Genomic DNA, 13049 nt, shown 5'->3' with positions numbered 1-13049 from the left:
AGCGTGCATGCAGTACCTCGTGCTGAGCGCAAGCGATTGCGCAACGGTTTTAAGAGATACCACCATCAATAAACGATCGTCAAGCACCCGAGGTTGGACAGGTGCCGAACGGGTCATTTGAACTGTGACGACTCATCAGAGTAAGAGCTAACCTGAATAGCGGCTGTACTGAATTGCTCGCTATCCGTCATGGGACTACAGCGCGGCTTGAAGCCGCCGCAAAGCCTGCCGGATTCCGAGTATCAGCATTAGGACCGAGGCTGCCAGCGGCACCAGGAGCCCCGTCCGCAAAGAGCCCGTCGAGCTCGAAATCACCCCCGTCGCCCAGGGCAGGAACGCCGATCCCAGGCCCGCCACAACGAAGATCAGTGTGTTCTCGGAATACTGCAATGCAATTGCGAGCAGGAGCGGATACACCGGTCCCAACCCAAAACCCACCAAAAACACCCCCGGCAGAATCCCAAGAGTGGCGTTTGTGGCCACCAATAACGCCATGCCCGCCACTACGGTCACAAGGCTCTGGATCAGGACTGCGGTCTCCGACCGCTTCCAAAGCAAGAGCGTAGAGCTGACGAGTCGGCTCAGCAGCAGCCCAAGCCAAAAGCAGGTCCCTGCCGTCACCGTCGTTGCGATGACCCTCTCAGTGCGCTGGACATAGGCCGCGATCCACGCGCCCATGGAGGACTCAATCCCCGTCGGCAACAGAATCACCAGGACGAGCGAGAGAGGCCAAAGCGACAAATTGGCAAGTTTGCTCCGTAAAGCTGAGATTCGCCTTATTCCGGAGAACCCTCCGCCAGCATGCCCAACCTGCGCCCGACGCTCGGGATCGCGTTCCATGAGCACCGACCACATGCAAAGCAACGCAAAGAAACTGCCCGTGATTAGAAAGATCGTGCGCGTATTCGCGATACGCAACGAATGCGCCGCAAGCGTAGGGCAGAGGCAAGCTCCCAGCGCCCACACCAGATTCAACTGGTTTAACTCAGCTCCGCGCCGGTTCAGGTTGCGCCCAGCCTGCAACAGGCTGATCGCCGTCATCGCCATTCCCAGCCCGACGCCAAAGACAGCCATCCAAACAAAGCAGCTCCGGTGCGATCCATAGGCCATGCCTATCAGCCCAGCCGACGTCAGCAGGCTTCCCACGGCGACCGATCGCGACCGCGAGGGCTGAACCAGTAAAGCTCCAATGGATGTCCCCATCCATCCCATGAAGAAAAACAGCCCGGCCTGGCTGTCTGCCAACCTCCATTGCACGAGCAGCGCCGGAAGCACGGATCCTGGAAGCGCCATTGCGATCCCGGTCGCCAAGAAACCGAGGTAGAGAATCACCCTCGACAGCCATGTAAGTTTTGCTTCATGCGTCATTGCGAATTTGGGCATCTCATCGAAGCGCGTGTCAATCGCCTCAGCGATCTTACTTGCTGTGGGGCTGCTCATGACGAACGCAACCTGTCCAGCCAAGGGCTGCTTGCGTTTGGTACGTCCAGCAGCGTCTAATGAACCAAATGGAGAGTGCCATGTCCACCATCCTTAGCCCCGGAACCACCGCGCCCGATTTTCAGCTTCCTGTCACGCCTGACCAGAAGCTTTCCCTCAGCGAGTTGCGCGGCAAGCCCGTCATTCTCGCCTTCTACCCAGCCGACTGGAGCCCGGTTTGCGGCGACCAGATGGCACTCTACAACGAGATTCTCTCCGATTTCCAGCAGCACGGCGCCGAGTTGCTCGGCATCTCGGTGGACGGTATCTGGTGCCATACGGCCTTCGCAAAGGACCGCAAGCTGCGCTTCCCGCTTCTCGCCGACTTCGAGCCCAAGGGCGCTGTCGCCCGCAGCTACGGCGTATACCATGACGACTGGGGCATCTCCGAACGCGCTCTCTTCGTCATTGACAAGGACGGCATCATTCGCTGGAGCTACCAGTCGCCAATCGGCGTCAATCCCGGCGCTGACGGAATCCTCGAAGCGCTGGAGGCTCTCGACGCATCGAAGTAAAGCGAGTTTACTTTGAGCAATAGATCGGGAGCAGACATGAGCACTTTAAAAATCGCCGTAAACGATGACGATCACATTCAGGGTAACCCCTCCGCACCCTGCACACTCGTTGAATACGGCGATTACGAGTGCCCTCACTGCCGGGTAGCGCATCCGCTCGTGAAGCGCCTGGAGCATCACTTCGGCGACCGCCTTCGTTTCGTCTTCCGCAACTTCCCCCTCACGCAGATTCATCCCTTTGCGCAGCCGGCAGCCGAGGCTGCCGAGTTTGCAGCCACACAGGGCAAGTTCTGGGAGATGCAGGACCTCCTATTCCAAGAGCAGGATCGCCTCAGCGATGAGCTCTTTCCCGAGCTTGCCACCAGGCTCGGACTCGATGCTGCCGCACTCCAGCAGGCCCTCGCCGACGGTACCTTCACCAACCGCGTCCGCACCGACTTCACCGGCGGCGTGCGCAGCGGCGTGAACGGGACGCCGACCTTCTTCATCAACGGCCAGCGACACAATGGCCCGGCGGACTACGATCACCTCGCCAAAGCAATCGACACAGCACTAGCTGCAACTGCCTAATTCCCTGCCTGCAATTCTCGGATATTCGCCATTTGCGATTCGCCAACCGGCTGCTACCCTCATATTCGTCAGCACCCACACGAATTCCGCGTTTTCTCGCTTATAGGAGCGGAGGCAGAGGATGTTTTCAGCTGATGACCGCGTTTCCCTCGACGAGCGATTCAGTCTGGTCTACGAAGAGCTGCGACGTCTAGCGGCAAACGTGCTGCGCAGCGAGCAGAATCTCCGCCTGACCCCGACCACCCTGGTTCACGAAGCCTGGATCAAGCTCGCCCACTCTCCCGAGATAGCCGACACAACTCCACTCCATTTCAAGCGAATCGCGGCACGCGCGATGCGTCAAGTTCTCGTCGAAGCGGCACGCCGGCATCACGCGCTACGCCGAAACGACGGCAACCTTCTCGTAACCTTCGACGAACTTCTTCCTGGGCTAAACCCGCTTACCGCGCCGAAAGAAATCCTAGCTCTCGACAGCGCCCTCGACAGCCTCAGCCGCATCTCTGATCGCCAGGCACGGCTGGTCGAAGGGAGATTTTTCGGCGGACTTGAAGTCCGCGAACTGGCAGAATTACTAGAGGTTTCCGAAGCCACCGTGGCCCGCGACTGGCGCTCTGCGCGGGCATGGCTGGCGGTGGAGATTCGCCGGTCGCTCTCGGCCCCTGTAGCCGCCGCCATAAAACATGATGGCTAGAGTCAGGCCGCAATCCATGGGCGCAATCAGGGAGTGGTCGAGCATGAACGAGGCCCGATGGCAGCAGATCCAGGATATATTCGCCCAGGTAGCCGACCTGCCCCTAGCAGAGCAACATGCAAGTGCCGCCGCGCTCTGTTCTGATCGCTCTATGCTCCCAGAAGTGCTGGAGCTGCTCGAGGAGGATCGCCGCTCTAACCCATTGCTTGACGCAAGCCTCGACCAGACCGCCGTCGCCGTACTCGAGTTTGGTCCGTTGCCAACTCTCGTAGAAACACAGATCGGCCCATATCGGCTGCTGAAGCTGCTCGGGGAAGGCGGCATGGGCGTCGTCTATCTCGCTGAACGCACCGACATCGGCGGCCACGTCGCCATCAAGCTGCTGCGCGATGCCTGGCTCTCCCCCATGCGACGGAATCGATTCCGCCTCGAACAGTCCACCCTGGCGCAGCTGAACCACCCATCCATCGCTCGCATCTATGATTCCGGGACACTCGAGGACGGCACACCCTGGTTCGTAATGGAGTATGCCGAGGGCCAGCCGCTCACCGACTACTGGGCGCAGCAGAGAGCCTCAGCCACAAACTCACATCCCAATACAATTCGTGCCTGTTTGGGCCTCTTCCGCCGCGTCTGCGAGGCAGTGCAATACGCGCACAACCATGCGATCATTCACCGAGACCTCAAGCCTTCAAACATCTTCGTCACCGAAGCGGGCAATGTGAAACTGCTCGACTTCGGAATCGCGAAGCAGTTGCACACGGATGAGCCCGAGGAGATTTCATCCGACCGCACCCTGACCGGGCTGCGCATGATGACCCTGGCCTACGCCGCGCCAGAACAGAGAGCCGGCGACTCGGTTGGTGTCTATACCGATGTCTACGCTCTTGGCGTGCTTCTATACGAGCTTGTCACCGGCAGCCTCCCATCAACTAGAAACACGCGCGAAGGCGACCTTCTCGCCATCGGCTTCGACCACGAGATGCTGGAGAAACCATCCTCACTTCTCCGCCGGGAACAATCCAAAGCATATGCACTGCTGACACGATCAGAATGGGCAGATCTTGACGTACTTGTTCTGAAAGCTTTGCAGCCTGCCGTTGAGCGTCGGTATCGCACCGCCGACGCTCTCATTCGCGAGATTGATGCTCTGCTCGAAGGACGCCCGCTGGAAGCCCGACCGAACAAGCTCACCTACACCGTAGCGAAATTTATACGTCGTAATGGGCGCCTGCTCGCCGGCATCGCGGCAGTGCTGATCCTCGCAACCGCCGCGGTCGTCTTCTACACACTCAGCCTTCGACGCGCTCGCAACGAAGCCGTCCAGGAGGCAGCCCGCACTCGCCGTATTCAGCAGTTCACCGAAAGCCTCTTCGATGGCGGAGACAAATCCGCAGGCCCGGCCCTCGACCTTAAGGCGCTCGACCTTTTGGCCCGTGGCAGCAACGAAGCCGCAGGGCTCGGCAACGATCCGCAAATGCAGGCCGACATGCAGGACACCCTAGGAGGCATCTACCTTAAGCTCGGCAAACTCGATCTCGCCGAGCCGCTGCTGGAGTCCGCGCTCAGTACAAGGCGAAAATCGCTCGGCAGCGAGCACGGCAAAGTCGCAGACAGCCTCGTCTCTCTCGGACTGCTTCGCAAAGATCAGGGCAAGCTCGACGAAGCCGAAAGCCTCATCCGGCAAGGCATGGAAATGAGTCAACGCATCCACGCCGAGCCTGACCCGGAGACGACACGATCCATGGTCGCGCTCGGCGCAGTGCTCGACGTGCGCGGCAAGTATGATCAGGCCATTCAAATTCTGGACGCCGCACTACGCCTGCAGCCCGCACCGTCATCCGCCACAGCCCTGACATCAGAAAATCTGACCGAACTGGGAAACGCACATTTCTACAAGGGTGACTACGACGTGTCCGAATCCCTCAATCGACAGGCCCTCGCCATCGACCGCCGCCTATTTGGCGAGCGCCATCCAGCCGTTGCACAGGAGCTAAACAATCTGGGTGCCATCGAAGACAATCGCGGCAATTACCCCGCTGCGGAAGCCTACTACCGCCAGGCACTCGCCATCACCGAAGCGTGGTACGGCAGCGACCACCCGGAGACCGCCGCCAACCTCACCGCCATTGCCCAGGAAGTCTCCTATCAAAAGCGCGACGCCGAGGCACAGATACTGTTGGAACGAGCGCTGTCCATCCAGAAACGTGTCAACGGGCCTGTCAGCGCCACCGTCGCCACCACGCTCAACCAGCTAGGCGTCCTTGCGTACGACCGCAAGCAATACGACGCCGCCAGGGACTATTTCACCCAGGCAATGAATAGTTGGACCCGACTCTACGGCGACCAGCATCCGTCCCTCGCCGTTGCCTATTCCAATCTGGGCAGCATTTGCCTTGACCAGAAAGACTACCCATGCGCGCAAAAGATGTACCGCGAGGCCATTCGCCGTTTCGAAGCCATCTCCAAGTCCAGCGTTAATACCGCGATAGCGCACCTGAAATTGGGCCGCTCGCTGCTCAGAGCTGGCAACTTCCAGCAGGCAGAGCCGGAGTCGCTATCCGGCTACCAATACCTGGTTAAACAAATGGCTTCAAACAACGGCTTTCTCATGGCAGCGCGCAAAGACCTGGTTACCATATACGATGGTCTGCACAAGCCGGAAACCGCCGAATGCTTCCGTGCCGAGTTGAAACAAGCCTCAGCCGGCGCAAAAGGCCACTAGCAGGAGAAAACACGGATTGTAAGGATGGTAGGCGAGGCAGGGCTTGAACCTGCAACCCCCGGCTTAGAAGGCCGGTGCTCTATCCAGTTGAGCTACTCGCCCGCGTAGTTTCATTCTATCGCTGACTGCCCTAAAACCGCATCGCTCAATCTCGCCAGAGCCTCGCCGAGCACCTGCTTCGCCGCCTGCGCCGTCGCTCCACACGCCGTCACATAAGCCGTTACTCCGACATCCATTGCATCTGTCGCGATCATCGCGCTGCGCACCACCAAGTCAACCCGGCAGCACCGCAACGGGATAGCCTGAAGCTGGCCGCATAGGAATTTGCACCGGACCACCGCGCTGGCAGCATCCCCCCACTGCCGATCGCTGCGTGGCAGCAGGTCAACATAGCATCCCCAGCCTGTCAGAGCTTCTTGACTCTCCGCATCCAGCTCATCTGGGTCCAACTCCCTAACATCTGCAAGCGGCCAGACATCGCATTTCACCGTCCACACCGGAGATTGAGGCCCGTTCAGCCGAGCCAGGACCCTTTCTAGTAGCGGAAAGTCCACCACCTCAGGCAACTCCTTCACCCGCCCCGGAGCTGCGGCCAAATCGACAAATCCGTCCCAAAGCGCATCGATCACCGGCCCTCCCGGCCCAATCTCAACCTCCCAGTCAGCCTCCATTGCCTGCTCCCGTCTCATGCCCGACGACCGCCATCAGGTAGCGAACCAGCGTCGCCTCCGCCCAATGCCGTTCGCGTCCGACTCCGTTTTGAAGACTCCGGGCAAGAAAAGCGCAATGACCGCCGTGATCCGTTTCAATAAGCTCTATCGCAGAATTCCCCAACAGCGCCGCACGCGTCTCTGGCATCATTCGAATAAACGGATCATCGAGAGCATGCAACACCAGCGCCGGTATCGCGACCTGCGCAACGACCCGCGCCGCCGAAGCCCGATAGTAGTAGTCATCCGCACTGCCAAAACCGCTGTAGCGCGCGGTAATTTTCTCGTCGAACTCTCTCACGGACCGAACTGGACCAACCCCCTCCGTCGAGTAGATCGCCGGAAATAGGGCCGCCTTGCGTTGAAAACGCCGCATCAGGTTGCGCAGGAAGTGCCACTCGTAAGCGCGGTTCGCAGGCTCGTGCAAAGCATCCGCACTCGCCGCCAGATCGGATGCAGGACTCACACCAACCACAGCCCGCAACCATTCAGGAGCCGCTGATCCAAGCTCCCCGGCCAGCTTCAGCACAAGATTTCCACCCATCGAATATCCCGCCATGGCCACGCGCCGCAACTGATATAGACCGACGAAATGCCGTAGCACCGCGTCCACATCCGCAGAAAGCCCGGAGTGATAGAGTGTCGGCGTCCATTCCTCCGTCCCCCCGCAGTTCCGCATGTTCATGCGGATCACGTTGCAACCAGCCGCGAAAGCACGTGCGGTAATCCCCTGCATGTACCGAGAATCCGAAGAGCCCTCCAGCCCATGCACCAGCACGATCGTCAGCCGGCCAGCACGAACCGCCTCAGGCTGCCAATGCGCATGACAGAGAACCCGGCTTCCATCCCGGGCGTCAACCAAGACTCGTACGGCTTCAAACGGAACGACAAGAGAAGGACGCCGCCAATAATTACCAGCAAGCGTCTGCACATGTCCCCCGCTCAACAGACGCAGAGGCTCAAATGGCTGAAACCACGCAGCCCCGGGATGGGTTCTCATGGCTGGACCGGTCAAGTCAGTATCCTGCTCCGTACACCGGAGCGAACACCACCGAGTCTCTGGGACTCGATTCTCTTGAATTTTCGAAGGGAGGAAATTGGGGCGGCTAGTGGGGATCGAACCCACGACATCCTGTGCCACAGACAGGCGTTCTGCCCCTGAACTATAGCCGCCATCTATAGGAAAGAGTATAGCATCGAACCATCTGTACGATCCAGATTTCCACCCCTTGGCACCTCACCAACGCAAGCGAGCGCGAAAAGGAACAACTTCACGATGGCCGCCTCGAAGCCCGCAAAGCTACGCACTCTTCCCCAGGCAGGTATTGTCGAAGCGCGCGAGAAATGGCGCCAGCGCAGCGCGAATTCCCAAACCTTTGCGCAAGACCGCCTCGCTAACGGAGGCCGCCTGCTGAGCGATGCACGACTCCACTGGCTCGAATACATCCTCGACGAAGCATTCCGCATTCCCGGCACCGGGATTCACTTCGGTCTCGACGGCATCATTGGACTCGTCCCTGGCCTTGGAGACGTCGTCGCTGCATGTCTCTCGCTGTTCATTCCGTTGGCCGCATGGATCCGCGGCGTACCCTACGTCACCCTGCTGCGCATGCTAGCAAATGTGTCCATTGGCCTCCTCGTAGGCACCATTCCCGTCCTCGGGGACGCTTTCGACATTTTCTGGAAAGCCAACCGCCGCAACTACCATCTGCTGACACTTCACATCGCAGAGCCTCGCCGACACACCTGGAAGGATTGGGTGTTCCTGCTGTTTCTAGGCGCGATCATCACGATCATTTTCGCGATTCCGCTACTCCTCTTGGGATGGCTGGTCGTTAAACTAGGCACCTGGCAGCCCATGCCCTGAACAGGTCACGGTAAAGTGTGACGGAGCACTGCCAAAAGTAAATCAATTCGCGTTACAATCAGGAGAGGCGCTTCCTCGGAAGCGTCACGCGTTCAGCCTATCTGAACGCCCAGTCGGGGCGTAGCGCAGCCTGGTAGCGCATCTGCTTTGGGAGCAGAGGGTCGGGAGTTCGAATCTCTCCGCCCCGACCAATTAAATCAAGAATTTACACCGTGTTCTGACCTTCGCCCACGCTTGAACGTGTCGATCAGGATTGAATTCACTCTGTCCCCGCATGTGCAACATTACCTGTGGAGTACCCCCTTGCTCGTGTTCCGGAGTGTTCCTATATTCGAGACAAACTCCGATACTATAGACCGGTCAGGAGTGGAACAACCGATGAACTTTGATCTGGAACAAGGCCCGGCGAGTCAAACCTATAAGCTGCTGGTGGGATTGGTGGCTCCAAGGCCCATCGCGCTTATCACCAGCTTGGATGAGGATGGAAAGCTCAATGCTGCACCTTTCAGCGCCTACAACTACCTCTGCACGGACCCTCCCATCATTGGCGTCGGCGTCACCAATCGGCCGGACCAGCAATTCGTGCCCAAAGATACTGCCCGCAATATCCGGCGCACCGGTGAATTTGTCGTCAACGTCGTCACAGAGGATATCGCCGAGAAAATGAATATCTGTGCAACGGACTTCCCGCCTGAGATGAGCGAGGTGGAGCTTGCCGGGTTCACCACGACGCCATCACAACTTGTGAAGCCGCCAAGGCTGGCCGAGGCGCATGCCGCGCTAGAGTGCCGTGAATACACGAGTATGGAAATTGGCCGGTCTCGCATCATCCTCGGGCGGGTGGTTGCCATTTACGTCGAAGACAAGTTTGTCGATCCTGCTGGGCCTTACATCAAAGCCGACGAATTACATGCGATCGGTCGCATGAACGGACTGGGCAACTACGTGCGCACACGCGACGCATTTATGACGATTCCGCGCATCTCGTACGCGGATTGGAAGGACGGGAAACAATAGAACGATGAAACGGCTCACACGGCTCATGATGGATCCGATTTGAGCAGAACTATGGCTTGCAGGACCGATACAGCCTAGGAAGCCACAATAAAGGATGGCGCCTCCACGCAGAAGATCCACGGGCATACGTTACGCGCAGTAATAAGAACTCTACATTACGGTATCAGCGTTGGATTTTTGTCCACCATTTTTGAAGCTTCACGAGAGGGTTGAACGTGCTTCGTACTCCCGCCTTACTGTAGATCAGCATGCCTGGAACACGAAGTGTGATCTCGGTGCCCGAGGTAGATGTTACAAGATTAAACTCTCCGCCGATCTTTGCAGACCTTTCCCTCATTCCCCGCAGCCCGAAATGCCCTTTTTTGCCTTCAACTACAATCTCGTTCGCGATTCCCCTCCCGTTATCCTTTATTTGCAGAGTAAGACTTTTCGCGTAACGAATCTCCACGTGAATTCGAGTTCCTCCAGAATGCATACATGCATTACGAATTCCCTCACAAGCAATGCGATACACCTCTTCCAGCAAATTTGAATTCAACTCCTGTATCGTCCCGATGACTTTGAATTCTATCTTGGTGGAGCTTTGGGCTTCGAATTCCTGAGCGACTCTTTGCAGGGCCTCGAGGAGAGTATGACCTCGAGTTTCAGGGCGGCGCAGAGAATCCAAGGCTGCACGCCCCTCTTCAGTTGCCTGTCCGAGCCACTTAGACAACTTATTCATCGTGGCGTACAAGCCAGTGAGCGTTATCGGCGCCCTCAATGCATCATCGGCGACCATCTTGCTGGATTGAATTGTTTGCAGAAGGGTGTCATGAAGTTCGCGAGCCAACCTCGTTCGCTCGTTGACTCGCTCCTCCAAGCGCACGCTAAATTCAAGTGCAACCTGGCGTAATCGGTATAAGTATGCAAATGCGATCAGCAGTAAGGTCAACAGACTATAGCCTGCTGTGAACCACCATGTACCCCACCACGGAGGCAATATCTCAATCTCCAACGTAGCGCCCGGTTCATCCCAAGGACCTCTTGCGGTAGCGCCCTCGACACGGAAGGTGTATTTGCCATTAGGTAGAGTAGTGTAACTCGCAACTCGCTGGTCACTTCCTACTTCGTGCCACTGACTCTCTAATCCCTCGAGTCTGTAGCGATAGCGATTGGTCATTGCGTTGAAATTGCTCAGTGCTGAGAACTCGATGGCAAAAATATTCTGCTCGTGAGACAAGGTGACCGATTTCGTGTAGGTGATCGACGAATGGAGCGCCGATCCGGGCGCGACTGAAACAGAGTTGCCCGCCAATCGAAAGTCGGTAAGCACCGTTTTCGGAACAAAAGAACTGTCACTGAGTTTGTTGGGATAAAACGCCGTAGCGCCACTAAATCCGCCAAAAAACATCTCTCCTCGTGGACTTCTGAAGCAGGTAGACCAGCCTGTCAAGTCAGGTCCCGGGAGTCCGTCGGCCACTGAATAATTCTTGAATCTTTCCGACTGTGGATCGAAACTGGACAAGCCATTGTTCGTTCCCATCCATAGCGATCCGCGTTCATCTTCAAGGATGCAGCTCACGACGTTACCGGCGAGACCGTCTTTTTCGTAGTAAACCTTGGCAGTACCCGAGTCGGGATCAAACCGGTCGAGGCCGTCCTGAGTTCCAAGCCACATTCGCCCTGTGTGATCAAAAAAGACTGTGGTTATTCGGTGGTCACTCACGGAATGGGGATCGTCGGGATCATGCTTATATATGGTGAATTTTCCAGTCATCGGGTCAAAACGTTGGAGACCGGATTCGCCGCTAAGCCATAACTTCCCACTTGTGTCCTCTTTGATATTGGAGTAAGCGATTGTTTCTTGTGGATATGGCTTGTAGGTCGCGGTGAACTCTCCCTTTGCCGAATCGAAACGCCTTAGACCTCCCCATGTTGCCGCCCATAAAGTGCCGGCATGATCGATGATGATTCGCATGATCGGATAAACACTTTGATCAGGAAGATCACTCTTGCCTTGGACATAAGGTTTCGCACTCCCAGTGGCCGGATCGATTCGCTGCAGTCCCTGCCGAAATGTGCCGGCGACGATGGTGCCTGAGTGATCCTCAAGAATCGATAGCACCTCTCCCTTCACGCCAACATCTGTAGGTACTAAGTTGCTACCCGTTGCACGATCGATACGATTGAGCGCACCCGTTGACCCGATCCAAAGTATTCTCCGCCGATCTTCATAAATTACAGTGACCAATGATCCTTTCAAATTACCGCGCACGTGGGTAAAGTTTTCAAAGGGTGGCTGCCTTTCAGAAAAGGAATACGGAGCTGTCTCGTGCAAATCAAGCCAAATGTTGGATTCGTTGTCCTCAAATAGGCCAATTACGCTGTTACCTCCTAAGCTATCGTTGTCCTCCGGATGATTGATATATCTCACCAACTGATTACGGGCTCGATCGAACTTCAGCAAACCGGCACCCTCCGCACCCATCCACATAGTGCCATCTCGCGATTCGATCATCGAATAGATTCCTGCGATATTCGTTACTTGGTGCGATTCACCGAAGATTGCAAAGCAGTTGAATTTCCTATTTTCTCGATCCAAGACTGCTAGCGGGCACTGAGGGGAAGTATTGATGAGCCAAAACACTCCGAACTGATCTTCATGAAACATGGCTGCCGAGTGACCGGCTAAGGATATGTGGAGCTTTACTTTTCCAACTTTTCGATCGAATGCATCCAGCCCGCCATCGTTGACAACCCAAAAGGTTCCTCGACGGTCTTCCCCCGAAAAAGTGGTGTCAGTGCCGCCCAAGCTCGTAGGGTCACCTGGAACATGAACATAGCGAATCGTCCGTCCACGAGCAGGATCAAGCATGAACAGCCCCTTGGCAGTTGACAGCCATAGCCTACCGTCGGGATCTTCACTGATGTGGATAGCGGGACCATAGCTTTCATTGGTCCCTTCTATTCCAATGCGAAAGTGAGTAAAAGTCTCCGCAATTGGATCAAATCTGTCGAGAGATTGATCGCAGCTGACCCATAACGTCCCGGAGTGGTCCACGAAAAGAGTCCGCACATACACGCCACTGAGGCTAGCGGGCTTCCCTGCCTCATGTCGAAATACCTTGAACTTATAGCCGTCGAATCGATTGAGTCCGTATTGCGTACCGAACCACAGAAAGCCTAGTGAGTCCTGTACCGTCGCTCCAACTCTGGTTTGGGACAATCCGCTCACGCTCGGAATCTTATGGAATCGGATATCCACGCCGTCAACTAAACGCAATGGGAGCGTTTTGGTCTCAAGTTGTTCCGTAGCCACCTCGTTGCGCAGGAACGCAGAAGGAGCAAGACCCTCCCGAAGGCGTTGCCCAGTGGCAGATATCGATAAAGCGGAAAATGCAATCAAGCACATGAGAATCACAACCGACACTGGTGTACGCAGAGAGGGGTATGCCCTTTCTTCAATACAAGGTTGCAATTCTACGTCAGTTCTCAC

The 13049-nt window shown here is 56.7% G+C and carries 10 protein-coding genes and 3 tRNA genes; 7 read left to right on the top strand and 6 right to left on the bottom strand.

All coding sequences use genetic code 11. The features are described 5' to 3' along the window. Window positions 1-195: 195 nt before the first annotated feature. Window positions 196-1440, bottom strand: coding sequence for an MFS transporter (locus tag AC5S27_RS05185; RefSeq protein WP_493933501.1), 1245 nt, complete (start codon window positions 1438-1440; stop codon window positions 196-198). Window positions 1441-1520: 80 nt separating this feature from the next. Between AC5S27_RS05185 and AC5S27_RS05180 the strand changes: the two genes are divergently transcribed. The 4 genes from AC5S27_RS05180 to AC5S27_RS05165 all read left to right on the top strand — a co-directional run bounded on the left by AC5S27_RS05180 (window position 1521) and on the right by AC5S27_RS05165 (window position 5980). Then, a complete protein-coding gene (locus tag AC5S27_RS05180; RefSeq protein WP_493933500.1) occupies window positions 1521-1994 on the top strand; it encodes a peroxiredoxin in 474 nt (157 codons plus the stop codon). A 36-nt stretch (window positions 1995-2030) separates the two neighbouring features. Then, entirely contained in the window at window positions 2031-2564 is a 534-nt protein-coding gene (locus AC5S27_RS05175; RefSeq protein WP_493933499.1) for a DsbA family protein, read from the top strand. Between the two features lie 121 nt (window positions 2565-2685). Further along, window positions 2686-3255, top strand: a complete 570-nt coding sequence (locus AC5S27_RS05170; RefSeq protein WP_493933498.1) for an ECF-type sigma factor — start codon at window positions 2686-2688, stop codon at window positions 3253-3255. A 43-nt stretch (window positions 3256-3298) separates the two neighbouring features. Then, a complete protein-coding gene (locus tag AC5S27_RS05165; RefSeq protein WP_493933497.1) occupies window positions 3299-5980 on the top strand; it encodes a tetratricopeptide repeat protein in 2682 nt (893 codons plus the stop codon). A gap of 25 nt (window positions 5981-6005) precedes the next feature. Here the strand turns inward: AC5S27_RS05165 and AC5S27_RS05160 are convergent. The 4 genes from AC5S27_RS05160 to AC5S27_RS05145 form a co-directional block, all read right to left on the bottom strand. Continuing rightward, window positions 6006-6082, bottom strand: a tRNA-Arg gene (locus AC5S27_RS05160). 8 nt (window positions 6083-6090) lie between these two features. Further along, window positions 6091-6651, bottom strand: a complete 561-nt coding sequence (locus AC5S27_RS05155; RefSeq protein ID WP_493933496.1) for a hypothetical protein — start codon at window positions 6649-6651, stop codon at window positions 6091-6093. Next, window positions 6641-7690 (bottom strand): YheT family hydrolase, encoded by a 1050-nt coding sequence (locus AC5S27_RS05150; RefSeq protein WP_493933495.1) that lies wholly within the window; start codon window positions 7688-7690, stop codon window positions 6641-6643. Before AC5S27_RS05150 ends, AC5S27_RS05155 begins: the two co-directional genes overlap by 11 nt. A 98-nt stretch (window positions 7691-7788) precedes the next feature. Further along, window positions 7789-7863 (bottom strand) — tRNA-His (locus tag AC5S27_RS05145). A 103-nt stretch (window positions 7864-7966) separates the two neighbouring features. Between AC5S27_RS05145 and AC5S27_RS05140 the strand changes: the two genes are divergently transcribed. The 3 genes from AC5S27_RS05140 (at window position 7967) to AC5S27_RS05130 (ending at window position 9574) form a co-directional block, all read left to right on the top strand. Beyond that, window positions 7967-8557, top strand: a complete 591-nt coding sequence (locus AC5S27_RS05140) for a DUF4112 domain-containing protein (protein ID WP_493933494.1) — start codon at window positions 7967-7969, stop codon at window positions 8555-8557. 114 nt (window positions 8558-8671) lie between these two features. Next, window positions 8672-8748, top strand: a tRNA-Pro gene (locus tag AC5S27_RS05135). A gap of 187 nt (window positions 8749-8935) precedes the next feature. After that, complete coding sequence (locus AC5S27_RS05130; protein ID WP_493933493.1) at window positions 8936-9574, top strand: flavin reductase family protein; 639 nt, start codon at window positions 8936-8938, stop codon at window positions 9572-9574. 163 nt (window positions 9575-9737) lie between these two features. On the opposite strand, the gene AC5S27_RS05125 is transcribed toward AC5S27_RS05130, so the two are convergent. After that, a complete protein-coding gene (locus AC5S27_RS05125) occupies window positions 9738-13049 on the bottom strand; it encodes a ligand-binding sensor domain-containing protein (protein WP_493933492.1) in 3312 nt (1103 codons plus the stop codon).

This window comes from Acidicapsa borealis (assembly GCF_059115245.1).
Note: the sequence above shows the minus strand (reverse complement) of the source record. Positions and strands in the feature narration are given on the sequence as shown.

What these genes read in the sequence shown, in the direction of transcription:
- AC5S27_RS05155 (WP_493933496.1), bottom strand. Translation starts at nt 6,651, where the DNA reads ATGGAGGCTGACTGGGAGGTTGAGATTGGGCCGGGAGGGCCGGTGATC.
- AC5S27_RS05165 (WP_493933497.1), top strand. Translation starts at nt 3,299, where the DNA reads ATGAACGAGGCCCGATGGCAGCAGATCCAGGATATATTCGCCCAGGTA.
- AC5S27_RS05175 (WP_493933499.1), top strand. Translation starts at nt 2,031, where the DNA reads ATGAGCACTTTAAAAATCGCCGTAAACGATGACGATCACATTCAGGGT.
- AC5S27_RS05170 (WP_493933498.1), top strand. Translation starts at nt 2,686, where the DNA reads ATGTTTTCAGCTGATGACCGCGTTTCCCTCGACGAGCGATTCAGTCTG.
- AC5S27_RS05140 (WP_493933494.1), top strand. Translation starts at nt 7,967, where the DNA reads ATGGCCGCCTCGAAGCCCGCAAAGCTACGCACTCTTCCCCAGGCAGGT.
- AC5S27_RS05130 (WP_493933493.1), top strand. Translation starts at nt 8,936, where the DNA reads ATGAACTTTGATCTGGAACAAGGCCCGGCGAGTCAAACCTATAAGCTG.
- AC5S27_RS05185 (WP_493933501.1), bottom strand. Translation starts at nt 1,440, where the DNA reads ATGAGCAGCCCCACAGCAAGTAAGATCGCTGAGGCGATTGACACGCGC.
- AC5S27_RS05150 (WP_493933495.1), bottom strand. Translation starts at nt 7,690, where the DNA reads ATGAGAACCCATCCCGGGGCTGCGTGGTTTCAGCCATTTGAGCCTCTG.
- AC5S27_RS05180 (WP_493933500.1), top strand. Translation starts at nt 1,521, where the DNA reads ATGTCCACCATCCTTAGCCCCGGAACCACCGCGCCCGATTTTCAGCTT.